Annotated in this window: 21 protein-coding genes; 11 read left to right on the top strand and 10 right to left on the bottom strand. The window is 71.5% G+C overall.

All coding sequences use genetic code 11. From position 1 onward, the window contains the following. Nucleotides 1–53 precede the first annotated feature (53 nt). From AC07DF_RS08310 to AC07DF_RS08300, 3 genes are all read left to right on the top strand, one after another. Nucleotides 54–701 carry a dihydrofolate reductase family protein gene (locus AC07DF_RS08310; protein ID WP_478968176.1) on the top strand — a complete coding sequence of 216 codons (648 nt, stop codon included), beginning with the start codon at nucleotides 54–56 and terminating at the stop codon, nucleotides 699–701. A 79-nt stretch (nucleotides 702–780) separates the two neighbouring features. Further along, the gene (locus AC07DF_RS08305) at nucleotides 781–1,146 is read left to right on the top strand and encodes a GntR family transcriptional regulator (protein WP_478968174.1); all 366 of its coding nucleotides are present in this window, start codon (nucleotides 781–783) and stop codon (nucleotides 1,144–1,146) included. 205 nt (nucleotides 1,147–1,351) lie between these two features. Then, nucleotides 1,352–3,166, top strand: coding sequence for an ABC transporter ATP-binding protein (locus AC07DF_RS08300; RefSeq protein ID WP_478968173.1), 1,815 nt, complete (start codon nucleotides 1,352–1,354; stop codon nucleotides 3,164–3,166). Nucleotides 3,167–3,181: 15 nt separating this feature from the next. Here AC07DF_RS08300 and AC07DF_RS08295 read toward each other — a convergent pair whose 3' ends face one another. Continuing rightward, nucleotides 3,182–4,102 carry an arginase family protein gene (locus AC07DF_RS08295; protein ID WP_478968172.1) on the bottom strand — a complete coding sequence of 307 codons (921 nt, stop codon included), beginning with the start codon at nucleotides 4,100–4,102 and terminating at the stop codon, nucleotides 3,182–3,184. Continuing rightward, nucleotides 4,099–4,995, bottom strand: coding sequence for a helix-turn-helix transcriptional regulator (locus AC07DF_RS08290; protein ID WP_478968171.1), 897 nt, complete (start codon nucleotides 4,993–4,995; stop codon nucleotides 4,099–4,101). Before AC07DF_RS08290 ends, AC07DF_RS08295 begins: the two co-directional genes overlap by 4 nt. 196 nt (nucleotides 4,996–5,191) lie before the next feature. On the opposite strand from AC07DF_RS08290, the gene AC07DF_RS08285 reads away from it, so the two are divergent. Continuing rightward, nucleotides 5,192–6,397 (top strand): Cmx/CmrA family chloramphenicol efflux MFS transporter, encoded by a 1,206-nt coding sequence (locus tag AC07DF_RS08285; RefSeq protein ID WP_478968170.1) that lies wholly within the window; start codon nucleotides 5,192–5,194, stop codon nucleotides 6,395–6,397. A gap of 49 nt (nucleotides 6,398–6,446) precedes the next feature. Further along, nucleotides 6,447–7,415, top strand: a complete 969-nt coding sequence (locus AC07DF_RS08280) for a quinone oxidoreductase family protein (protein ID WP_478968169.1) — start codon at nucleotides 6,447–6,449, stop codon at nucleotides 7,413–7,415. A 54-nt stretch (nucleotides 7,416–7,469) separates the two neighbouring features. On the opposite strand, the gene AC07DF_RS08275 is transcribed toward AC07DF_RS08280, so the two are convergent. Then, nucleotides 7,470–8,177 (bottom strand): TetR/AcrR family transcriptional regulator, encoded by a 708-nt coding sequence (locus tag AC07DF_RS08275; protein ID WP_478968168.1) that lies wholly within the window; start codon nucleotides 8,175–8,177, stop codon nucleotides 7,470–7,472. Nucleotides 8,178–8,325: 148 nt separating this feature from the next. Between AC07DF_RS08275 and AC07DF_RS08270 the strand changes: the two genes are divergently transcribed. From AC07DF_RS08270 to AC07DF_RS08260, 3 genes are read left to right on the top strand one after another with little or no spacing between them, the layout of a single operon-like run. Beyond that, nucleotides 8,326–9,822, top strand: coding sequence for an APC family permease (locus AC07DF_RS08270; RefSeq protein ID WP_478968166.1), 1,497 nt, complete (start codon nucleotides 8,326–8,328; stop codon nucleotides 9,820–9,822). A gap of 25 nt (nucleotides 9,823–9,847) precedes the next feature. Further along, nucleotides 9,848–11,509, top strand: coding sequence for an amidohydrolase (locus AC07DF_RS08265; RefSeq protein WP_478968164.1), 1,662 nt, complete (start codon nucleotides 9,848–9,850; stop codon nucleotides 11,507–11,509). A 49-nt stretch (nucleotides 11,510–11,558) separates the two neighbouring features. Continuing rightward, on the top strand, nucleotides 11,559–12,311 hold the full coding sequence (locus AC07DF_RS08260) for a hypothetical protein (RefSeq protein WP_478968162.1): 753 nt from the start codon (nucleotides 11,559–11,561) through the stop codon (nucleotides 12,309–12,311). Between the two features lie 18 nt (nucleotides 12,312–12,329). Here AC07DF_RS08260 and AC07DF_RS08255 read toward each other — a convergent pair whose 3' ends face one another. Continuing rightward, complete coding sequence (locus AC07DF_RS08255; protein ID WP_478969454.1) at nucleotides 12,330–13,850, bottom strand: MFS transporter; 1,521 nt, start codon at nucleotides 13,848–13,850, stop codon at nucleotides 12,330–12,332. Nucleotides 13,851–14,021: 171 nt separating this feature from the next. Between AC07DF_RS08255 and AC07DF_RS08250 the strand changes: the two genes are divergently transcribed. Further along, nucleotides 14,022–15,518, top strand: coding sequence for an MFS transporter (locus AC07DF_RS08250; RefSeq protein ID WP_478968160.1), 1,497 nt, complete (start codon nucleotides 14,022–14,024; stop codon nucleotides 15,516–15,518). Nucleotides 15,519–15,629: 111 nt separating this feature from the next. Next, entirely contained in the window at nucleotides 15,630–16,043 is a 414-nt protein-coding gene (locus AC07DF_RS08245; protein WP_478968158.1) for an SRPBCC family protein, read from the top strand. Nucleotides 16,044–16,109: 66 nt separating this feature from the next. On the opposite strand, the gene AC07DF_RS08240 is transcribed toward AC07DF_RS08245, so the two are convergent. The 4 genes from AC07DF_RS08240 to AC07DF_RS08225 form a co-directional block, all read right to left on the bottom strand. Continuing rightward, nucleotides 16,110–17,294 carry a Rieske 2Fe-2S domain-containing protein gene (locus AC07DF_RS08240; RefSeq protein ID WP_478968156.1) on the bottom strand — a complete coding sequence of 395 codons (1,185 nt, stop codon included), beginning with the start codon at nucleotides 17,292–17,294 and terminating at the stop codon, nucleotides 16,110–16,112. Nucleotides 17,295–17,396: 102 nt separating this feature from the next. Continuing rightward, nucleotides 17,397–18,023, bottom strand: coding sequence for a hypothetical protein (locus tag AC07DF_RS08235; RefSeq protein ID WP_478968154.1), 627 nt, complete (start codon nucleotides 18,021–18,023; stop codon nucleotides 17,397–17,399). A gap of 69 nt (nucleotides 18,024–18,092) precedes the next feature. Further along, nucleotides 18,093–18,971 (bottom strand): alpha/beta fold hydrolase, encoded by an 879-nt coding sequence (locus tag AC07DF_RS08230; RefSeq protein WP_478968152.1) that lies wholly within the window; start codon nucleotides 18,969–18,971, stop codon nucleotides 18,093–18,095. After that, the gene (locus tag AC07DF_RS08225; protein ID WP_478968150.1) at nucleotides 18,968–19,333 is read right to left on the bottom strand and encodes an STAS domain-containing protein; all 366 of its coding nucleotides are present in this window, start codon (nucleotides 19,331–19,333) and stop codon (nucleotides 18,968–18,970) included. Before AC07DF_RS08225 ends, AC07DF_RS08230 begins: the two co-directional genes overlap by 4 nt. A gap of 167 nt (nucleotides 19,334–19,500) precedes the next feature. Between AC07DF_RS08225 and AC07DF_RS08220 the strand changes: the two genes are divergently transcribed. Beyond that, the gene (locus AC07DF_RS08220; protein ID WP_478968148.1) at nucleotides 19,501–19,956 is read left to right on the top strand and encodes an ATP-binding protein; all 456 of its coding nucleotides are present in this window, start codon (nucleotides 19,501–19,503) and stop codon (nucleotides 19,954–19,956) included. Between the two features lie 18 nt (nucleotides 19,957–19,974). Here the strand turns inward: AC07DF_RS08220 and AC07DF_RS08215 are convergent, their stop codons facing one another. Beyond that, nucleotides 19,975–20,649, bottom strand: coding sequence for a 4-carboxy-4-hydroxy-2-oxoadipate aldolase/oxaloacetate decarboxylase (locus AC07DF_RS08215; RefSeq protein ID WP_478968146.1), 675 nt, complete (start codon nucleotides 20,647–20,649; stop codon nucleotides 19,975–19,977). Further along, the gene (locus tag AC07DF_RS08210) at nucleotides 20,646–21,857 is read right to left on the bottom strand and encodes an aspartate transaminase (protein ID WP_478968144.1); all 1,212 of its coding nucleotides are present in this window, start codon (nucleotides 21,855–21,857) and stop codon (nucleotides 20,646–20,648) included. The genes AC07DF_RS08215 and AC07DF_RS08210 overlap by 4 nt, the downstream gene beginning before the upstream one ends. Nucleotides 21,858–21,861 lie beyond the last annotated feature (4 nt).

The following is a 21,861-nucleotide window of genomic DNA, read 5'->3' as shown; positions in this document are numbered from 1 at the left end:
GACCTGGAACATTGGGCACAGGGACGTTTCGAGAAGGAAGGGATCGGCCGGCCATGTCACTCGCTCGCGTGCACAACTTCTCCATCTCGCTCGACGGCTTCGGCACCGGTGAGGGGCTGAGCCGTGAGGCCCCGTTCGGCCATGCCGGCGAAAGGCTCCACGAGTGGATGTTCGCCACCCGGTTCTGGCATGAGATGACTCGCCAGTCCGGCGGGACCCGCGGCCTCGACGACGCCTTGGCACGGCAGCACACGCCCGGGATCGGCGCCGAGATCATGGGCGCGGGGAAGTTCGGATACCCCGGATGGCACGACGACCCGGAGTGGAAGGGGTGGTGGGGGCCGAACCCGCCGTTCCACACACCGACGTTCATCCTCACCCATCACCCGCGCCCGTCGATCGAGATGGAGGGAGGCACGACGTTCCACTTCCTCGACACCTCGCCCGCAGAGGCGCTCAAGACGGCCCGCGAGGCAGCGGGCGGTCAGGACGTACGCATCGGCGGGGGCCCCACCGTGGTCCGCGACTTCCTCGCCGCCGGGCTCATCGACCACCTGCACATCACGGTGGTCCCGATCCTGCTCGGCCGCGGCGTACGCCTCTGGGACGGGCTGGAGGACGCCGAGAAGGACTACGACGTCGAGGCCACCTCCTCGCCCGGCGGAGTCACGCATGTGACGTTCACCCGTACGGGCCTCTGAGCTTCCGACGGTCGGCCCCCTGCGACCGGGTTCATAGGATGAGGCGTTCCGTCCGACCACGCACGAAGCGCAGGGGCTGATGTCACGGCCGAACCTGACCACCGCCATGGCCACCCGCCTGGTGGATCTGTTCCGTCGCAGCGGCCTGGCCGAAGGCGCGCACGTCACCGAGCAGTGGGCGGCGGACGCGCTGGAGGTCTCGCGCACTCCGGTGCGCAAGGCGATGCTCTTCCTCACCGAGGTCGGCATCCTCGACCGCGTCCCCAACCGCGGCTTCTTCCTCACGCGGGACGCGAGCGCGCTGGCCCGGCCCGACCTCGGTGACGGCGAGGACGTGGAGCAGACGGTCCTGCGACTGCGGATCTTCTCCCGCCAGGAGCTGACCTACCTCCGCCACGGCGGCATCCTGCCGTACGTCGTCCGCCGGACACTGAAGCGGCCTTGAGGGGCGGGTAGGAACCGCGCGACCTGCCGCGCCGCACCCCTTGGCGCTCCCCCGCGCACCACCGCCCGGCCGGAAAAGGCTTGGACGCCGCGGTCGCCGTCGCGGGACACTGCCGGACTCGACCGAAATCCACACATTCGTTGCGGCGATGGCCCCTGCCCGCGTCAGCGCGTGCCGGGCGGCCACAGGACGACACAGGGGTGGAATGGAAACGCCTGATTCTCGCAGGGTTCAGCCGGGCAAGCGCTCGGTCCTACTCGCACTTCGCTACTACGGACGGGAGTTGGCCCGGCTGCGCCGGCTGACGGTGCCCGCGATGGTGCTCATGGCGCTGGGCAACATCGGAATCAACTACGTGGCGCCGCTGATCGTCGCCAAGCTCGTCGGCGACCTCGCCGGTGACAAGGACGTCACGGTCGACTCGGCGCTGCCGTACGTCCTCGGCTTCGCCGGTGTCCTGCTGCTCGCGGAGGCACTGTGGCGCGTCGCCCTGCACTGCCTCTTCCGCCTCGAAAGCCTCGGCATCGAGCATCTGTACGTGCTCGGGATGGACGAGTTGTTCGCCAAGGACGCCGCGTTCTTCCACGACAACTTCGCCGGTTCGCTGACCAAGCGGGTCCTGAGCTTCGCCTCGCGGTTCGAGCAGTTCGTGGACACGGTGACGTTCCAGGTCGTGGGAAGCTTCGTGCCGCTGGCGTTCGGCGCTGTGGTGCTGTGGCGCTACGAACCGCTGCTCGTCGTCGGTCTGCTGGTGACGATCGCGCTCACGGCGGTGCTGGTCGTGCCGCTCATCCGGCGCCGCCAGCGGATCGTCGACCAGCGTGAGGAGGCGATCGCCCGGGTGTCGGGCCATGTCGCCGACAGCCTGATGAACATGGACACCGTACGGGCGTTCGCCGCGGAGGAGAGCGAGGCGGCCGAGCACCGTTCCCGGGTCGCGGTGTCGCGCCGGCTCACCGTGCGGTCGTGGGACTACGGCAACCTGCGCATCGACACGCTGGTCGCGCCGATGTCCGTGCTCACCAACGCGATGGGCCTGCTGCTCGCGGTCACCCTCGCCGGGGGCGCGCACGGTGTGGAGGCGATCGTGGTCGCCTTCGCGTACTACGGCAACGCGACCCGGATCATGTTCGAGTTCAACCAGATCTACCGTCGGCTGGAGAGCTCGATGACGGAGGCGGCGCAGTTCACCGAGCTGCTGCTGACGCCGCCGACCGTGCTCGACCCGCCGACGCCGGAGCCGCTGCGGTCCCGGGCGGCCGACGTCCGCTTCGAGAAGGTGACTTTCGCACACCGTGGCGGCCGACCCTTGTTCGACGGGCTGGACCTGGCCGTGCCGAGCGGGACGAAACTCGGCCTGGTCGGCCGGTCCGGCGGCGGCAAGACCTCCCTCACCCGGCTGCTGCTGCGGATGACCGACATCGACGCGGGCCGCATCCTGATCGGCGGTCAGGACATCAGCCGGCTGCGCCAGGCCGATCTGCGCAGCCGGATCGCCTATGTGCCGCAGGACCCGGCGATGTTCCACCGCACCCTGCGCGACAACATCGCGTTCGCCCGGCCGGACGCCACCGACGCCGAGATCCGCCGGGCGGCGGAGGCGGCCCATGTCACCGAGTTCGCCGACGGCCTGCCCGACGGCTTCGACACGATGGTGGGCGAGCGCGGCATCAAGCTGTCCGGTGGTCAGCGCCAGCGTGTCGCCCTCGCCCGGGCGATCCTGCGGGACGCGCCGATCCTGCTGCTCGACGAGGCGACCAGCGCCCTGGACTCCGAGAGCGAGCTGCTCGTCCAGGAGGCGCTGTGGCGGCTCATGGAGGGTCGGACGGCGCTCGTGGTGGCGCACCGGCTGAGCACGGTCGCCACCATGGACCAGCTCGTCGTGCTCGACCGGGGCAGGATCGTCGAGCAGGGCACCCACCAGGAGCTGCTCGCGGCCGACGGGGCCTATGCGAAGCTGTGGCAGCACCAGTCGGGCGGCTTCCTGGACGACGACCCGGGGCAGGCCGAGATGGTGTGAGGGCAGGGGCGTTTCTCACCTGCCGTGCAGCAGGGGGAAGTCGTTCAAAATCCGCTGGAGGTGCATGACCTGACGGGGGATGAACTCGGCGATAGTGAGCCCGACGACGTCCGTGGCCCGGTCGATGTCGGCGACGACGCGCCCCACCTCGCCGCCGCTGAGCCCACCGGGTACGAACCCGAGTCCCAGTCCGACCTCGTCGCTGTCGACGGTGTCGACGTCGAAGTGGACGGCGACGCGTGAACAGCCGGTGGCCGCCAGCCAGTCGAGGACCGGCCGGGTCGAGGCGCGGAGCTCGTCCGGGCCGAACGACCGGATCCCCCACTCGGCGACGTTGGGGAAGTCGTCGTCGGTCCACTCGTGCAGTCCGACGAGGGCGACGCGGTCCGGGGAGACGGTCGCCGGCAGCAGCTTCTGGACGTCGGGGTCGCCGTGGCCCGTGAGGGCGGCGACGGCCATCGCGTGGTAGCCGTGGTACTCACTGTCCGGTGTGCCGATGTCGGGGTGCGAGTCGATCCAGATGACGGCCAGGTCGTCGCCATAGCGGCGGGCGAGTGCGGAGAACGGGGCCACGCTCACGGCGCACTCACCGCCGAGCGTGGTGATGCGCGCCGGGTCGTGGCGGCGGATGACCTGCAGCGCACTCGCGAGCTGCCCGACGACGGCCGACTTGGCCTCGACACCGTCGCGTTCCGCGAGACCTTCGTCGGTCATGGTGACCGGGGCGGCCGCGGTGGGGCCCTCGTGCGGGGGCAGGACCGCTTCGAGGACCGCGGTGCCGACCGCGTAGCCGCGACGGGCGGTGCCGAGCGGGAACTCGGGGGCGAGTTCCCCGACGACGGCCGCACCGGCGCCCTGCCACTGGGGCCAGACGAGACGCAGGTGATCGCCGGTGCGGCGGTGTGAGGCGTCGGCAGGGGTGGTGGCGTGGCTCATGGGTCTCCTGTCCGGGAGGTGGCTGACGTGCCGTCGCTGCGCTGGGCGTCGGGGGCGCTCCAGCTGGCGAGGAGCGCGAGGGCCTGAGCGGAGGCGGAGCCGGGTTCGGCGGTGTAGACGCACACGGTCTGGCCCGGGTCGGCGGGGAAGGCCAGGGTCTCGTGGTGCAGGGTGAACTCGCCGACCACGGGGTGCTGGAAGTGCTGCGTGCCGTAGACGCACTGGGCCACTCGGTGGCTGTCCCACCAGGAGCTGAACTCCGGCATCTTGACGACGGCTTCGCCAATGAGTTCGTTGAGCCGGGCGTCGTCGGGGTGGCGTCCAGCCTCCAGGCGCAGATCGGCCACGACGATCTCCGCGACCTGGTCCCAGTTGATGTACAGCTCGCGGGCGCGCGGGTCGAGGAGGACGAAGCGGGCGAAGTTGCGTTCCCGGTACGGCAGCGCGTCCCAGTCCGTGATCAGGGCGCGGGCCAGCTGGTTGGCGGCCAGCACGTCCTGGCGGTGGTTGGCGACGAAGGCCGGTGAGACGCCGTTGAGGAGGTCCAGCATCTGATGGACCTCGGGGCGCACGCGCTGCACGCGCTCCGGGCGGCGGCGCCGGGCCCGGGTCGCCGGGGGCCGTGCGAGGTCGTAGAGGTGGCCGCGTTCGTCGTCGTCCAGTCGCAGGGCACGTGCGACGGCGTCCAGCACGGCCTCGGAGACATTGGGGTGGCGGCCCTGTTCGAGGCGGGTGTAGTAGTCCGTGCTCACACCGGCCAGGTGCGCGACCTCCTCACGGCGCAGCCCCGGAACCCTGCGCACGCCCGCGCCCGGGGGCAGGCCCGCGTCGTCCGGGCTCAGCCGCGCCCGGCTGCTGCGCAGGAAGTCTCCCAGTTCGGCGTTCTGCTGCATCCCTCCAGTATTCGCCCGGCGTGGGCCGCTCGCCTCGTCCAGGGTGGCCCAGCCGGACCCAGGCTCGGCTGGGCCAGCCGTGCGGTCCGGGCGGGCGTGCGGTGGCGTGAGCCTGGAAAGGCACGCCGGTCCTGACGGACCGGGCACACCCTCGCCTCGGCACTGTCCACCTGGTCCCAACGGAGCGCGCCCCACCATGCCTTTCATCGTCTACGTCCTCGGGTTCGGCACGTTCGCGCAGGGCACCTCGGAGTTCATGCTCTCCGGGCTGCTGCCCTGCGTCGCCGGTGATCTGGACGTCTCGCTGTCCGAGGCGGGGCTGCTGGTCTCGGCGTTCGCCGTCGGTATGGTCGTCGGAGCGCCGCTGCTGGCGCTGGCCACCCTCAAGCTGCCCCGTCGTGCCGCTCTGGCCGGTTTCCAGACGGTGTTCGTCGCCGGGCACGTGGCCGCCGCGCTCGTGCCGCACTTCGCGTTCCAGCTGGTCATGCGCGCGGTCACGGGCATGGCGTACGCCGGGTTCTGGGCGCTGGCCTCGGTCGCGGCGGTCTCCCTCGTCGCCGCGGACCGGCGCGGCAGGGCGATGTCGGTGGTCGTGTCCGGGCTGAGCCTGTCCATGATCATCGGTGTCCCGGCCGGCACGCTGCTGGCCCAGCACACCGGCTGGCAGGCCGCGTTCTGGGCGGTCGCCCTGCTGACCGCGCTGTCCGGGATCGCGCTGCTGCTCGGCCTGCCCGGCGGGCACGACCCCGGGACACCGCGTCCGGCATTGCGTACCGAACTGCGCTCCCTGGCCGTGCCCCGGCTGTGGGTCGCCTACGCCACCACCGCGCTGACCGTCTCCGCCACCATCGCCGTCTTCTCCTACCTCGGGGCCCTCCTCCAGGACGTCACGGGCGTCTGTGAGGGGCTCGTGCCGGTGGTGCTGGGGCTCTACGGGGTGGGGGCGCTGGGAGGTCTGACCGTGGGCGGTCGCAGGGCCGACCTGGCGCCGTTCGGCGTCCTGCTGACCGGTATGGGCACCGTCGCGGTCGTGGCCGCGGGCATCGCGCTGAGCGCGGACACCGCCTCGGTGGTGATCCCGCTCGCGATGCTCCTCGCCGCCGGTGGCTTCGTGACCAACCCGGCGGTGAACGCCAGGGTGTTCGGGATCCTGGGCGAGACCAGGACGCTGGGCGGCGCGGTGAACATCGCCGCGTTCAACGTGGGCATCGCCGTCGCGCCCTGGGTGTCCGGGCTGGTCATCGACGCGGGCCCCGGACTGGCCGGTATCGGCTGGGTCGGGGCGGCCTTCGCCCTGACGGCCGTCGCGAGCACGCTGCTGGACCGGCTCCTCACCCGCCGCGACCAGGGCACGACGACGCCGGTCCCCGACGCCGTCGAGTCCGCCACCGCCGCCCGGTGAGCGGCCGCCGCTCACCGGACATCCGTACCCGACTCCCCGGAGGATCATCATGAAGGCGATCGTGACGCGACGATTCGGCAACCCGCCCCGGATGGGCGTGGAAGAACGCCCGAAACCGGTTCCACGCGAGGGTTTCACGCTCGTCAGGATGCGCGCCGCGACGATCAACCAGCTCTCCAACACGGTCCGGACAGGCGACTTCGGTTTCCCGAAGGCGCCGCTCGTCCTGGGCAACGAGGGCGCGGGAGTCGTCGAGGAGAGTGATCGTTTCCCCGCCGGTACCCGGGTGGCCGTCTACGGCCATTCCGATCTCGGCATCACCGTGGACGGGCTCTTCCAGGAGTGGGCCCTGGTCAGGGACGATCGTCTGCTCCCGCTGCCCGACACCCTCGACTGGGCGGAGGGATCGGCCCTCACGGTCAACTACCTGACCGCCTACCTGGCCCTCACCAAGGCCGCGAGGGTGCGGAACGGGCAGACGGCTCTGGTGTCCGGGGCGACCGGCGGGGTGGGCCACGCCGTGATGCAGACGGCCCGTGCGCTCGGGGCGCGGCCCATCGCTCTGGTCTCGTCCGCGCGGAAGGCCCGTCGGGCCGCCGAGGCCGGTGCGTCGGCGGTCATCGACTCCGCGGGGAATCTCGACGAGGCCGTCGCCGAACTCACCGACGGCCGGGGCGTCGACATCGCCTTGGACCCCGTGGGCGGCCCGCGCCTCGGCGAACTGATCCGCTCCGTTCGCCGGCACGGCACGGTCGTCTCCCTCGGCTTCACCGGCGGAAGGCAGGCCACGGTCGAGATCATGGACCTCCTCGCCGGCGAACGCGTCGTCACCGGTTACGGCGTGCACGGTGACTCCGACGACGAGATCGCCAGGGGTCTCGACAGCATCGGCCGTCTGGCAGCCGAGGGACGCCTGCGACCCGTGATCGACAGCACGTACGCCCTCGCCGACTTCGAGGCCGGCTACGCACGTCTCGCCTCACGGGAAGCCGTGGGCTCCATCGCGCTGGAGCTGTGAGCCCCGCGAAGACGTCCCGGCCGAGCCGCGGCACGGGATGCCGGACGTGACGGGTCAGCGGCCGGAGGGCCGCCGTGCAGGGGCCCGGGCCGTCAGGGCCTCCAGGAGGAGGTCCACCGCCTGTTCGAAGGAGCTGTTCGCCATTCCGGGCAGCGCGGTGCGGACCGCGGTGAGGGACGGGTAGGTCCCCGGGTCCAGGTCCTGGTAGACGTCCCGCCATGCCCGGTGGTCGGCGTCTCGCTGCTGTCGCGGGAGGGCGTGGAACGCGGCCTCGGTGGCGGCGTGGCTGAGCACGGTGTCGATGAAGGCCAGATAGAGACGGGCCGCGTCGGCCGGTGCGAAGCCCGCGTCCAGCAGCAGACCGATCCCCGTGTCCACGGCGTGGATCTCGTTCCGGCGCCGGGTCACCCGGTGTGCGGCCATGGCGGCCGCCCGGGGATGGGCGAGGTATCCCGCACGGACCCTCGTCGCCATCTCGCGCAGCGAGGCCACCCAGTCCTCCCCGGGGACGAAGCCGGCCATCGCGTCGCCGATGATCCGGTCGGCGATGGCGAGCACCAGGTCGTCGGTGCCGTCGAAGTAGCGGTACAGAGCGCTCGGGTCGCAGCCCAGTGCCGCGCCGAGCCGGCGCACGCTCAGCGCCTCGGGGCCGTGCTCCCCGATCAGGCGCAGGGCGGTCTCCACGATCAGGTCCTCCGACAGCAGGACCCCCGAACGGGTCGGCCGCCGGCGCCGACGCTCCTGCGGGACACGAGTGGACATGACCGGGGCTCCTCTCGCCGCGCGACTGTGCACCGCAGTGAACGGCCCTCGGCCGCCTTACGTCAACAGGGTTGACCGAATGTGGACGCCGGTTGTTCCATCACAGTCCCGCGCGGCTCTTCCCACCCTGTCCCCCGAGGAGCCCTTCATGTCGTCCGCCCCTCCGCCCCCTCGCCCCGCGCTGCGCCGTTCCCTCGGCGTGGTCGACGGCGTCGCCATCGCCGCGTCCAGCACCGCGGCCACCACCAGCATCGCCATCGGCATGGGCACGATCGCCACGGTCGTCGGCCTCCAGGCCCCGGCGCTGCTGCTCCTGGCGTTCCTGCCGGTGCTCGGCATCGCCACCGCCTACGCCCGTCTCAACCGCTCGGAACCCAACTGCGGCAACGGCTACACGTGGGTCGGCAGATCCCTGGGCCCCTGGCCCGGCTTCCTGACCGGCTGGGTGACGCTGGTCGGCTCGGTCATCTTCTGCGCCTACACCAGCGCGATCATGGGCTCGGTCGTCCTGCTCTTCGCCAACAAGGCCGGCCTGACCAGCCTCGCCGGCATCGCACTCGACCCGACGTCCACCGGTGTCTGTACGGCGGTCGGCCTGGTGATCCTGCTCGCCCTCACGGCCCTGGCCGTCACCGGCGTCCGGGGCGCGACCCGGTTCCAGTTCGCCCTGCTGGTCTTCGAGTACGCGGTGCTGCTGGGCTTCTGCGGCTGGGCCCTGGTCACCGGCGACCACGCCTTCTCGCTGTCCTGGTTCAACCCCTTCGAGATCTCCAGCGGCACCAGCTTCGCGCAGGGCATGGTTCTCGCGGTGTTCTTCTTCTGGGGCTGGGACGCGGCCTTCAGCGTCACCGAGGAGACCAGGCGCCCGGGCGACTCGGCCCGCGGCGGTCTCATCGCCCTGTTCGCCATGCTCGGCCTGTTCCTCTTCGCCTCGGTCGCCTTCCAGCGGGAGATGAGCCTGACGGAACTCGTCCGCAACGGCCCCCAGGCCCTGCCCTACCTCGGGGCGAAGCTGGCCGCCGAGCCCTGGGCCACCCTGCCCCTGGTCGCTTTGATGTTCTCCGCCGTCGCCTCCGTGCAGGCCACCCTGATTCCCACGGCACGCGGACTGCTCGCCATGGGCCGCGACCGCACGATGGGGCCGCTGTGGACCCGCATCCACCCGCGGTACGGCACCCCCGCCGTCGGTACGGCCGTCGTGATGTCCGTCGCCGCCGTGATCGCCCTGGCCGCCTTCGCGATCCCCAAGCTGAGCGACATGCTGCTGGCCGCCGTCAACGCCATCGGCCTCATCGTCGCCCTCTACTACGGCCTCACCGCGCTCGCGTGCGCCGTGCGCTTCCGCTCCGCGAGGAACGAGGGACCGCGCGAGGCGCTGCTCGCCGTCGGTGTGCCCGCCGTGGCCGGGCTGGCACTGCTGGGCCTCGGCGGCTACCTCGGATACTCGTACCTGACCATGAGCGATCACTTCGAACTGAGCCCGGACAACGGCTGGTTCATGTTCTCGCTGCCCGCCGCGATCGTGCTCGCCGGACTGGGCATGGCGGCCGTGGCCAAGTACGTCCGGCGCTCGCCGTACTTCACGACGGGGCACGGCACCGACGCCGATGCCCTCACCCTCCCGATGGACCGCACGGCGGTCTGAACCCACCCCCATGGAGTTCACCCTCATGTCGCACCCCCACGCCACGGGACCGGCCGACCTCGTCTTCACGGGCGGCCCCGTGCACACCGTCGATCCCGCCCGCAGCCGCGCCACCACCGTGGCCGTGCGCGGCGGGCGGTTCGCCGCGGTCGGCCACGACGAGGTACGCGAGCTGATCGGGCCGCGCACCGAGGTCGTCGACCTTGCCGGGAAGCTGCTGCTGCCGGGCTTCCAGGACGCGCACGTCCATCCGCTGGGCGCGGGCATCGAGCTCGGCCAGTGCCATCTCGGTGACACGGTCGACCCGGCCGAGTACCTGCGCAGGATCAGGGCGTACGCGGACGAGCACCCGGACGCCGAGTGGATCACCGGTGGCGGCTGGTCCCTGGAGGCGTTCCCGGGCGGTTCCCCGACCGCCGCCGCCCTCGACGCGATCGTCCCGGACCGCCCCGTCTTCCTCCCCAACCGCGACCACCACGGCGCCTGGGCCAACAGCCGGGCCCTGGAGCGCGCGGGCATCGACGCCCGTACGCCCGACCCCGCCGACGGCCGCATCGAGCGCGACGCCGGAGGCAACCCCACCGGGATGCTCCAGGAGGGCGCGACCCACCTGGTGGGCCGGCTGCTGCCGGACCCCACGCCCGAGGAGAAGCTCGCCGCTCTGCTGCGCGCCCAGGCCGTGCTGCACTCCCACGGCGTCACCGCCTGGCAGGACGCCATCATCGGCACGTACGCCAACATGACCGACCCGGCGCCCGCCTACCAGGCGGCCCTCGACCGTGGCCTGCTGACCGCCCGGGTCGTCGGCGCGCTGTGGTGGGACCGCGAGCGCGGCGCCGAGCAGATCGCCGAACTGGCCGCGTCGCGGGACGAGTTGAGCCGGGACCGGTTCCGCGCCGGCACGGTGAAGATCATGCAGGACGGCATCGCCGAGAACCACACCGCCGCGATGCTCGACCCGTATCTGACCGGCTGCGGCTGCTCCTCGGACAACAGCGGGATCAGCTTCGTGGAGCCGGACGAACTGCGGAAGTACGTCACGGAGCTGGACGCGCTCGGCTTCCAGGTCCACTTCCACGCGCTCGGCGACCGCGCGGTGCGTGAGGCGCTCGACGCGGTGGAGGCCGCACGGGCGGCGGGCGGTCATCGCGACACGCGGCACCACCTGGCGCACCTCCAGGTCGTCCATCCCGACGACCTGTCGCGTTTCCGCGCCCTGGGCGCGAGCGCCAACCTGCAGATGCTGTGGGCCGCGCACGAACCGCAGATGGACGAACTCACGCTGCCCTTCCTGGGCGCGGAGCGCGGCGCGTGGCAGTACCCCTTCGGTGATCTGCTGCGCGCCGGCGCGACCCTCGCCGCGGGCAGCGACTGGCCGGTCAGCAGCCCGGATCCGCTCCAGGCCATCCATGTCGCCGTCAACCGGGTCTCGCCCGACGCACCCGGGGGCACCCCGGCCTTCCTGCCGGAGCAGCGCCTGGATCTGGGCACGGCCATCGCCGCGTACACGGCGGGCAGCGCCTACGTGAACCACCTCGACGACGTCACCGGCAGCATCACCGCCGGGAAGTCGGCCGACCTCGTGGTCCTCGACCGCGACCCGTTCGCGGGCCCGCCCGAGGAGATCGCCGCGACCCGGGTGCTGGAGACCTTCGTCGAAGGCAAGCGCGTCCACTCCGGCACCTGAGGCGTGTTCCAATGCTCTCCGGTTCCGATACGGGAGGGGATGAGGAACGGTGGGGTCGTCGGTACACGGAGCGATACGGTCCGTTCTCTGGCTGCTGCTCGCTCTGCTGGCGCTCGTCTTCGGAGTGGCTTCGGCCTCGCAGGTCCGGGGAGCGCTGGAGCGGGAGCGGGAGTTCCGTGCGGCGCCCGAGTGCGCCGCTGTTCCGGTGCGGGCGTCGGGGTGTGTGTGGGAGCAGGAGTTCACCGTGCGCAGCGCCGACACCCACCGCGGGGAGCGGAACGAGTCTCCGGAGGCCGAGCTGGTGATGCCGTCCGGCAAGGCGTGGCGGGTGGGGTTCCTGCGCGCCGGTCCCGTGGTGTCCGAGCTGGAGCCGGGCGACAAGGTCACCGGTCTGATCTGGCACGGACAGGTCGTCGAGGTACGGAACGGCGACGGCCTGCGGCAGCAGACGTCCGACGGTCCCGTGGGGTGGCCCGAGGACCGGCTGGGCGGCGCGCTGGCCTGTCTCTCGTTCGGTCTGCCGGCCCTCGTGGGAGCGCTGTGGCCGTTGCTCAGGCGAGGCGACCGGCGGCACGCGCGAGCGGCGATGGTGGTGCGGTGGCACGGGGTCGGCCTGGGCGCCACGGCGATCCTGACGCTCTGGGCCCAGACGGCGAACGACTGGCCGATGTGGGCGATACCCGCCATCTGGGGGCCGCTCGCGCTGATCGTCCTGGCGTCCATGACGGCCTTCGCCATCGCCGCCCTGCGCGGTGAACTGGGTGACGACGCGCCGCGGGAAGCGCAACCACAGACCACGTGAGGCCCGGCCGTGTGCGCCTCAGGTCTGCCGGGCGTGCACGGGGCAGTTGGCGACATCCTCCGGGCAGGTCCCGTGCGCCTGCCGGGCCCGCCGGTCGCGCCGCCAGTCGAACGTCGCCAGGGCCAGCGACGCCGCCATGCCGACGAGTCCGGCGCCCAGCGCGACGACGAGGGCGCCCCGGTAGTCGTCGCTCCCGCCGAGCACCAGATAGAAGAGGCCGGGCAGGGCGGCGGTGCCCACGGCGGCGCCGAGCCGCTGTCCGGTCTGCAGGGCGCCGCCCGCCGCACCCGCCATGTGCACGGGCACGTCGCGCAGGGTCATGGTGATGTTCGGGGAGATCACACAGCCGCTTCCGGCACCGCCGAGGAACAGCAGCGGGGCGGCGGCCCAGGGCGCGATGCCGAGGGGCACGAGGCGGAGCAGCAGCGCGGTGCCGCCCAGGCCGACGATCACAGCCGCGAGGCCACCCACGGTGAGGATGCGACCGAGCCGGTCCACCAGCCGCCCGGCGATCGCGGCCGCGCAGGCCGAGCCGAGGGCGAAAGGCGTCACGGCGAGGCCGGAGCGGAGCGGGGAGAAGCCCAGGCCGTCCTGGTAGAAGAGCGCGAAGACCAGCCAGACGCCGCTGAAGCCGACGAAGTAGAGCGTGCCGACGCCGGCACCGACGGCGTAGCCGCGGACGGTCGTGAACAGACGCGGATCGAGCAGGGGCTGGGTACCGCGGGCCACGAGGCGGCGCTGCCACAGGGCGAAGACGACGAGGAGCGCGGCGCCGGCGGGGAACAGCCACCACAGCCGGCCGATGCCGCCGGAGCCCGCCTGGACCAGTGGAAACATGAGCGCGAGGACACCGAGGCCGAGGAGCAGGACCCCGGGAAGGTCCACATGTCCCCGGCCGGAGCGCCTGGTGCGGGGCAGCAGACGGCGGCCGAGCAGGACGGCCAGGATGCCGACGGGGACATTGACGTAGAAGATCCACCGCCAGCCCTGGGCGCCGTCGGCCAGGGCGAGGATCATGCCGCCTACGAGCGGGCCGACGGCGGAGGAGATGCCGACGGTGGCGCCGAAGAAGCCGAAGGCGCGACCGCGTTCGGCACCGCGGAACATCTGCTGGATGAGCGCGGAGTTCTGGGGCGCCATGAACCCGGCGGCCAGGCCCTGGGCGAGCCGGGCCGCGATCAGCAGCGTGATGCTGGAGGCCGCCCCGCAGGCCGCGCTGAAGAGCACGAAGCCGCTGAGGGCGAGCAGGAAGATACGGCGGCGATTCAGCGCGTCGCCGAGGCGGCCCGCGGTGACGAGGGCGAGAGCGAAGGCGAGGGCGTATCCGGACACCACCCACTGCACCTGCGCCGGCGAGGCGTGCAGGCCGCGCTGGACGGAGGGCAGGGCGACCACCACGATCGAGACGTCCAGCAGGCTCATGAAGCCGGCCACCAGCGTGACCCACAGGGCCCGCCACCGGCGCGGATCCGGCTCGAACCCGGCCTCCTGCTCGGCCGACGCTGTCACCTGGGCTCCTCTCGACCGGGGCCCCGCCATCACCCCGGGGGAAATCACGTTCCCCCACCAGGGGACGGGCACACGCCACGGCCCGCAAGCGGAACCGGCCGCACGCCGGGAAGATCGTCTGTGACGTGGACGGGCGTTTGAGCGCGCGAGAACTGTGCAGGCGATGTGCTTGGGAAAACGACCGGCGAAAGGAACGACGTAATGGCGGCGCCCGACAATGACGAGTCGGTGGATCCCGCGGCTGTGAGACGACACCGGGTTCTGTTCCGCGCGATCGAGAAACGACGCCACCCGAAGCTGCGCCGCAGCGACATCACCGTGACCGACGACGCGTCCGTCAAGCGCGCCACGAAGGCCGCCGCCCTCGGCAACGCGATGGAGTGGTACGACTTCGGGATCTACAGCTATCTGGCCGTGACCATCGGGAAGGTCTTCTTCCCGTCCGGGAACGACACCGCGCAGTTGCTCAGTTCCTTCGCGACGTTCGCGGTGGCCTTCCTGGTGCGTCCGCTCGGCGGCATGGTCTTCGGGCCGCTGGGCGACAAGGTCGGCCGCAAGCGCATCCTCTCCCTCACCATGATCATGATGGCGGTGGGGACCTTCGCCATCGGTCTCGTCCCCTCACACGACGTCATCGGCATGTGGGCCCCGGCCCTGCTGATCTTCTTCCGGCTGGTGCAGGGTTTCTCGACCGGCGGGGAGTACGGGGGCGCCTCGACGTTCATCGCGGAGTACGCGCCCGACAAGAGGCGCGGCTTCTTCGGCAGCTTCCTGGAGCTGGGCACGCTCGGCGGCTATGTCGGGGCCTCCGGCCTCGTCGTCATCCTCAACAGCGTGCTCAGCGCGGACGAGATGCTGGCCTGGGGCTGGCGCATCCCCTTCCTGGTCGCGGCGCCGCTCGGGTTCATCGGCCTCTATCTGCGGCTCAAGCTGGACGAGACGCCCGCCTTCCAGAAGCTGGAGGGCGGCCAGGTCAAGGCGAGCGAGGCCGCCGATTCCGTGGAGACCTCGGCCACCGGTGACCTCGGCAAGATCTTCACCCGGTACTGGCGGCCGCTGCTGCTGTGCCTCGCGCTCGTCGCGGCGTACAACATCAACGACTACATGCTGCTGTCGTACATGCCGACGTACCTGTCCGACGAGCTGGGTTACGGCACCAATCACGGGCTGCTGATCCTGCTCATCGTGATGGTCCTGCAGATGTGCGTCATCAATTATGTCGGGCGGCTGTCGGACCGCTTCGGGCGCAAGCCGCTGCTGATGACGGGGATGCTGGGCTTCCTCTTCCTCTCGCTGCCGTCCTTCTGGCTCATCCGGCAGGGAAGTGTTCCCCTCATCGCCCTGGGCCTGCTGCTGCTGGGGCTGTCCCTGGTGACGATGCTCGGCACGATGTCGGCGGCGCTCCCGGCGATCTTCCCCACGCATGTCCGCTACGGCTCCCTCTCGGTCGCCTACAACCTGGCCACCTCTCTCTTCGGCGGCACGACACCCCTGGTGATCACCGCCCTGATCAGCGCCTTCGACTCGACCCTCATGCCGGCGTACTACGCCACGGGCGCCGCCGTCATCGGCGTCATCGCCGTCCTGTGCATGCGGGAGACCGCCAACCAGCCCTTGGCGGGCTCGCCGCCGTCCGTGGAGACGGAGGCGGAGGCGACGGAACTCGTCCAGGCGCAGTCGCCCCGGCCCAAGTTCTGACCGGCCTGAAAGGCCCCGTCCGCGGGATGCGGCCGGGGCCTTTCGAGGTTGGGGCCGGGCAGGCCGGGAACGCGGTGCGCTGTACGCCCCCGAGGCAAGGCAGGTACCGCGATGACCGAGTACGAACGTTCACGCACGATGCCCGCACAGCCCGAGCATGTCTTCGACGAGGCGGCGAACGTCGGACGGCTCGACACCTGGCTGCCGGAGGCCCTGCATGTGCGGGCCGAGGAACTGCCCGCCGTCACGGTGCACGAGGACCGCACGGACGAGGACACCTCCGCCCTGCTGCGCGCCCGGCCCGATCAGATGCGGATCGAGTGGGGCACCCGGGACCAGGGAAGCTATGCGGGGTGGCTCCAGGTCGCGGGTCTCGGCAGCGGAGCCAGTGAGGTGACGGTGCACCTGTCGTTCTTCGACGCCGGCCACGATCCCGGCGAGCGGGCCGTCGGCGACGCGCTGGACACCAGCCTCGAGCGGCTGGAGGAGCAGGTGCGGCTGCGCGTCGACCACGCGGCCGGCTGACCTGCGGCACACCCTGTGACCTGCGGGTGGCAGTACGCCGCCCTGCAAGGAACGGCGGATCCTGCGTCAGCCCGCCGGGTGAGAGCCGAACGCCGGTGCCCGGCCGTCGCACGCCTGGGCAGTGCCGCACGCGGCGGCCCGGGCCCGGATGGGGACGCCGTTGGAGCGCAGCACCTCGCGGACGTCCAGGATCAGGGAGAACACCTCGTGATTGCGGTCCTCGCCCTGCTCGTCCCAGGCCCGCTGCTCGGCTTCGACGGCCATGCGGTCCTCGGCGAACACACGCTCGGTGAAGCGCCTGATGAACGGCCAGGCCAGCTGAAGCGCGCCGGGCACCCGGGGCTTCTCGATCATCAGCAGACCGTAGGTGTGGCAGACGCGCTGCTCGGCGTCCTCGGGCACATAGGCGGCCCAGAGGCGGAAGGCCGGACGCTCGGCGTTCTCCGGGACCAGGTCGAGCGTCTGGTACGGGTACACGGTGCGGATGGTCATGACGTCGCTGGAGTCGCTGCCCCTGATCCCCTCGGCGGCCAGCAGGCCGGCGCCGCGGTTCCGCTTCCCCCCGGCGTGCGTGAACAGGTAGCGGGCCTCCACCGACCGCGCGTCGGTGCGGTGTTCCAGCAGTTCGGGGTGGAGCTTGCCGACGACGCCCCGGTGGAGGAACTGGTGGTTCATGTCGAGCAGGTTCTCGTGCATGAACGAGTAGTGGCAGCGCACGGTCCGGGAGTAGGTCATGGTCTTGTAGCGCGGTGAGCCGAAGGCCGGCAGTTCGGGCAGGGCGGTGCCGGCCGCCTTGTCCGGGTCGCCCGGGAACACGAACACCAAGCCGTAGGCCTCGCGGACGGGGTAGCCGCGCACGCCGCGCGGCGGCCGGCCGTCGTCGCGGGACAGGTACGGGATCTGCGAGATGCGGCCGTCGCCGCGATAGGCCCAGGCGTGGTAGCAGCAGCGGAGGGTGTCGCCCTCCACGACGCCCATGCTCAACGGCACCTGCCGGTGCGCGCACCGGTCCTCCAGGGCGTGCACGGTGCCGCTCTCCCCTCGGTAGAGCGCGATGCGCTCGCCCGCGAAGGCGGTCGCCACCACCCGCTTGCTCCGGACGCCGCGGGACAGTGCGACCGGGTACCAGTAATCGGGGTGCGCGCCGACGCGCCGGAGGTCGGCCGTGCCGGTACCCGGGTCGGGGTGCGGCGAGGTCCGCCCGCTGTGGTCCTCGGCGGGGAAGATCCTGGCCCTGTCGGTCTCGGTCATACCTCTCCCTCGCACGCACACGCCTGTCCCGGGCTCCTCCATCCTGGACGGCGCGTCCGGGCCACGCCTTGCTCAGCGGGTGCGGACGGGTGAGTCGCGCGTTCAGTGGGCGAAGGGGGGCGCGAAGCAGCCGCTCTCCGGGTACGGGCCGTTGGCCACCGCCGAGAAGTTCGTCTTCTGGACGAACGCCATGACGCAGGCGTCGTCGTGGACGCGCAGGGCGACTTGCGCCCCCTCCGGCGTCACGTATCCGTCGCCCTTCCAGCGCGAGGACATCTTGGCGACGGTGAGCGTCCCGCCGAGCCGCCTGCCGTCCGGTGTGACGCGCTCCTCCTCGTAACCGAGCCGGAGCAGGGCCTCGCGCACCGTCGCGGGATCCCACGTCCGCCGCTTCCACAGCCGTTCGAGGACCGGCCTGATGCGATCGGCCTCCCGCTCGGCATCCTTCGCGTGGGCCGGAGACATCTCTCCCGGACGGCGGTGGCCGTTGTTCTCGTTGTAGTGCGGGGCCCCGTCACCGGCCCCGGGCTCCACGTACGGCGAGGCGCCGACGGCGCTGGGCGAGGGGCTGGCGGCACTGGGCGAGGACCCGGCGGACCTGCTGGGAGCGGCGCCGGCCGTCGCGCCCGAGGCGTGCAGATCACCGCAAGCGGTGAGGGTCAGGACCGCGACGAGGACAAGCCCCACGGCGGCAACGGGGGCCCGGCGGAAGGTCGTTGAGGAGGGCATGCGACGACCCTCTCATCTCGGCCGGCCGAGCGGATCAGTGGTTTCGCGGGCCCTGCTGAGTACGCGTACTCATGACGGCGTGGCGTCGGGAAGCACGGCCAGTTCACCCAGGACCCGGGCCGCCGGTTCCGGGTCGACCAGCCACTTCAGGTGGCTGCCCTCGAGGGTGCGGACGTCGTAAGGGTTGTCCGGCGTCAGCCGGTCGCCCTCACGGATCAGCCGGTCCTGCAGGGCGAGAGGCATGCTCGCGTCGTCGGCCAGGCGGACGTAGGTCTTGGGGACGCGGCCCCAGGTCGCGGCCTGTGCCCGGTCGGCCGCGGCGCCGACGTCCAGGTTCTCGTCGGGCTGGAAGGTGTTCAGGAAGCCCAGGAACTCCTCGTCGGTGCCGTCGGCGAGGAAGGCCGCCTTGAAAGCCGCGAGCGCGTCCGGGTCGGCGGTGCGGAAGTTGACGCGGAGCAGGCCGAGTTCGGCGGGGTTTCCGGCCATCGCCGCACCCAGCGCGTCGACGTCGACCGTGGCCATCTCCGGCTCGGCGTAGTAGGCGCCGACGTCGAGATCGACCGGGCACCAGGCCGCGACGTAGACGATGCGGTCGATCAGGTCCGGCCGCGCGTTGGCCGCGGCCGTGGCCGTGATGCCGCCGCGGCTGTGGGCGACGAGGATCACGGGGCCGTTGCGCTTGGCCCGTTCCAGGATCCCGATCAGGTGCGCGGCGTTGTCGGCGAGCGTCACACCCTTGATGGAGCCGGGCGCTCCGGCGAGCCCTTCAAGATCCTGCGGGGCCTGGTAGGCGCGGGTGTAGGTAGCCCCGAATCCGTGGCCGGGCAGGTCGACGGCGACCGAACGGTGCCCGAGGAGGCCGAGTTCGGCCTGGAGCGGTGCGAAGAAGAAGGAGTTCGCGAAGGCTCCGTGCACCAGCACGAATGTCGGCTGCTGCTGTCCGCTCATGCCAGAGCCTCCTCGACCGTGGAGTGACAGGCGACGACGGCGTCCAGGCCGACGAGCTGGACGACCCGCAGCACCGGTCCCCGGATCCCGGCCAGGCGCAGCCATCCCTGTGCGGCGTCGGCACGCTGGTGGGTGTGGATGAAGACGTTGATGGCGCTGGAGTCGATGAAGGTCACCCCGCTGAGGTCCGCCACGATCCGGGGCGCCCCGCCGTCGCCGTCTGTGGCCAGCAGGGCGTGCTGCAGTGCGTCCTTGACTCCGTGGTCGATCTCGCCGCGCAGGGTCACGACGCGGATGCCGTCGACGGTGGAGTGTTCGATGGAGAGCCGGTCCGGCCGGCCCGTCCCCTGGTTGTCGGTCACCGTCTCCTCAACTGCCCCTGGGCTGCCCCGTGCAACGTCTGTGCCGACGATTGTGCCGCACTCTCCAGGCCGGACGCATCCAATCGACTGTGCCGAACAACACGCCCGTGGCATGCATGACAAAGTGAGGGGTACACGCACGCGCGTGAACGGGGAGTAGAAGGACGATGCTGTTGGAGCCGCAACCCGACGGGGACCGTACCGAGCCCGGCGCCCGCCCGACCCAGGTCGGCTACGCCCTGGGCGGTGACGACGGCTGCATCGCGCGGGCCCGCCACCACGCGGCCGACTTCCTCACCCGGCTCCGGGACGAGCACGGCCTGGACGTCTCGGCGCGTGCCATGGACCTGACCCAGCTGGTCGTCAGCGAGCTGGTCACCAACTCCCGCAAGTACGCCCCGGGGCCCGTCCTCATGGAACTGGGCGTCTCTGGCGCCGCGGTGGAGGTCGTCGTGTGGGACAGCGACCCGGCGGTGCCCACGGCCCAGCCCGCCGACCCCGACCGCGTCGGCCAGCACGGCCTGGAGATCGTCAAGGCCGTCGCCCAGGACCTCGACATCGAGCGGCAGCCGGTCGGCAAGCGCATCACCGCCCGCATCTCCCTGACGGACACGAGGCCCTGACCGGCACGCCCCTCGCCCCTATTCCTCGATCACCAGCCCCTTCGCCGCGAGCAGCGGCTCGAGCCCGCAGATGTCGATGACGGTCCTGCCCGCGCGGTAGGCGGCGATGTAGTCGGCCTCGGTGTCGACCCGCTCCTGTGCGGCGACGGCCACCTCGGCCGCGTCCTCGCGGCGGACGACGACCACGCCGTCGGCGTCGGCCCGCATCACATCACCGGGGCGGACCAGGACGCCGCCGACGGTGACGGGCTCGCACATCGGTCCGACGGTCTCCTTGACCGTGCCCTTGATGGATATGCTGCGGGAGAAGACGGGGAAGTCCAGGGCGCGCAGGTCCTCGGTGTCCCGGACGCCCGTGTCGGTGATCAGGCCACCGAGCCCCTTGGACTGGCAGGCGTTGGCGAGGACGTCCCCGAAGGAGCCCGCCTCCTCGTAGGCGCCGGCGGAGACCACGATGACGTCCCCGGGGCGGGCGTAGGCGATGGCGGTCTGCAGCATCAGGTTGTCGCGGGGAGCGCACTGGACCGTGAAGGCGGGGCCGCACAGGGACATGCGGTGGTCGACCGGCTTGATGGTCGAGTCGAGGGCGCCCAGCCTGCCCTGGGCTTCATGGATGGTGGCCGAGGAGTAGGCGGCGAGGCCTTCGACGAGTTCCGCGGCGGGGCGGTCGAATTTGGTGCTGACGCGGATCATGACGGCCTCTCGGACAGAGTGGTGCAGGCGGCGGCGATGCGCGCGCACGCCTCGGTGAGCACGTCCGTCGACGTGGCGAACGAGATACGGAAGTAGCCGGGCGCGCCGTACGCGGCTCCGTGGATCACCGCCACCTGCCGGCTGTCGAGGAGGTGGCGGGCGAAGTCCTCGTCACTCTCGATCCGGCTTCCCGATGGGGTGAACTGCCCTATGACGCCCTGGCAGTTGACCAGGAGGTAGAAGCCTCCGTCGGGGACGGCACAACTGAGGCCTGGAATGTCGTTGATGAGCTTCACGGTGGCGTCACGGCGTGCGCGGTAGACGCGCACGGTCTCCCGGACGAAGTCCTGCGGTCCGGTGAGCGCGGCAGCGGCGGCGGCCTGGCTCACGGAGGAGGGGCAGGAGGAGGTCTGGGACTGCAGTGTGTTGATCGCGGTCACCAGGTCCGCCGGGCCCACGCCGTAGCCGATGCGCCAGCCGGTCATCGCGTAGGTCTTGGAGACGCCGTTGGTGAGGAACACCCGCTCGGCCAGGCCGGGTTCGACGGCGGCCAGGGACGGGGCGTCCTCCTCGCGGTACCAGATCTCGTCGTAGATCTCGTCGGTGAGGACGCGCACCCGCGGATGCTCGAGCAGCACCTGGGCGAGCGCCAGCAGTTCGGCGGTGGTGTAGGCGGATCCGGTCGGGTTGCCGGGGGTGTTGAGGACGACCCAGCGGGTGCGGGCGGTGATCGCCGCCCCGAGCCGCTCCGGAGTGAGCTTGAAGCCGTCCGTCTCGGGGCAGTCGACGACGACGGGGGTGCCGTCGTTCGCGCGGACCATGTCCGGATAGGACACCCAGTACGGGGCGGGGACGATGACCTCGTCCCCTTCGTCCAGGGTGGCCATCAGGGCGAGGAAGATGACCTGCTTGGCTCCGCCGCCGACCGCGATCCGCGCGTCGGTGCACTCCAGTCCGTGGCGCTCGCGGAGCTTGCCGGTGATCGCGGCGCGCAGGCGCGGCGTGCCGTTCACGGGGGTGTACTTGGTCTCGCCCGCCTCGATGGCCTCGATGGCCGCGGCCTTGACGTGGTCGGGGGTGTCGAAGTCGGGCTCGCCCACGGTCAGGTCGAGGATGGTGTGGCCCTGGCTCTTGAGTTCGCGTACGCGCTGGGCGGCCGCGGTGCTGGGCGAGGGCTTGATACGGCGTACCCGCTCTGCCGTGTCCATGTGA

This window comes from Streptomyces sp. NPDC044719 (assembly GCF_056433405.1).
Note: the sequence above shows the minus strand (reverse complement) of the source record. Positions and strands in the feature narration are given on the sequence as shown.

Coding starts and splice junctions, on each gene's coding strand:
- AC07DF_RS08310 (WP_478968176.1), top strand. CDS start 54: ATGTCACTCGCTCGCGTGCACAACTTCTCCATCTCGCTCGACGGCTTC.
- AC07DF_RS08305 (WP_478968174.1), top strand. CDS start 781: ATGTCACGGCCGAACCTGACCACCGCCATGGCCACCCGCCTGGTGGAT.
- AC07DF_RS08300 (WP_478968173.1), top strand. CDS start 1,352: ATGGAAACGCCTGATTCTCGCAGGGTTCAGCCGGGCAAGCGCTCGGTC.
- AC07DF_RS08295 (WP_478968172.1), bottom strand. CDS start 4,102: ATGAGCCACGCCACCACCCCTGCCGACGCCTCACACCGCCGCACCGGC.
- AC07DF_RS08290 (WP_478968171.1), bottom strand. CDS start 4,995: ATGCAGCAGAACGCCGAACTGGGAGACTTCCTGCGCAGCAGCCGGGCG.
- AC07DF_RS08285 (WP_478968170.1), top strand. CDS start 5,192: ATGCCTTTCATCGTCTACGTCCTCGGGTTCGGCACGTTCGCGCAGGGC.
- AC07DF_RS08280 (WP_478968169.1), top strand. CDS start 6,447: ATGAAGGCGATCGTGACGCGACGATTCGGCAACCCGCCCCGGATGGGC.
- AC07DF_RS08275 (WP_478968168.1), bottom strand. CDS start 8,177: ATGTCCACTCGTGTCCCGCAGGAGCGTCGGCGCCGGCGGCCGACCCGT.
- AC07DF_RS08270 (WP_478968166.1), top strand. CDS start 8,326: ATGTCGTCCGCCCCTCCGCCCCCTCGCCCCGCGCTGCGCCGTTCCCTC.
- AC07DF_RS08265 (WP_478968164.1), top strand. CDS start 9,848: ATGTCGCACCCCCACGCCACGGGACCGGCCGACCTCGTCTTCACGGGC.
- AC07DF_RS08255 (WP_478969454.1), bottom strand. CDS start 13,850: ATGGCGGGGCCCCGGTCGAGAGGAGCCCAGGTGACAGCGTCGGCCGAG.
- AC07DF_RS08250 (WP_478968160.1), top strand. CDS start 14,022: ATGGCGGCGCCCGACAATGACGAGTCGGTGGATCCCGCGGCTGTGAGA.
- AC07DF_RS08245 (WP_478968158.1), top strand. CDS start 15,630: ATGACCGAGTACGAACGTTCACGCACGATGCCCGCACAGCCCGAGCAT.
- AC07DF_RS08240 (WP_478968156.1), bottom strand. CDS start 17,294: ATGACCGAGACCGACAGGGCCAGGATCTTCCCCGCCGAGGACCACAGC.
- AC07DF_RS08235 (WP_478968154.1), bottom strand. CDS start 18,023: ATGCCCTCCTCAACGACCTTCCGCCGGGCCCCCGTTGCCGCCGTGGGG.
- AC07DF_RS08230 (WP_478968152.1), bottom strand. CDS start 18,971: ATGAGCGGACAGCAGCAGCCGACATTCGTGCTGGTGCACGGAGCCTTC.
- AC07DF_RS08220 (WP_478968148.1), top strand. CDS start 19,501: ATGCTGTTGGAGCCGCAACCCGACGGGGACCGTACCGAGCCCGGCGCC.
- AC07DF_RS08215 (WP_478968146.1), bottom strand. CDS start 20,649: ATGATCCGCGTCAGCACCAAATTCGACCGCCCCGCCGCGGAACTCGTC.
- AC07DF_RS08210 (WP_478968144.1), bottom strand. CDS start 21,857: ATGGACACGGCAGAGCGGGTACGCCGTATCAAGCCCTCGCCCAGCACC.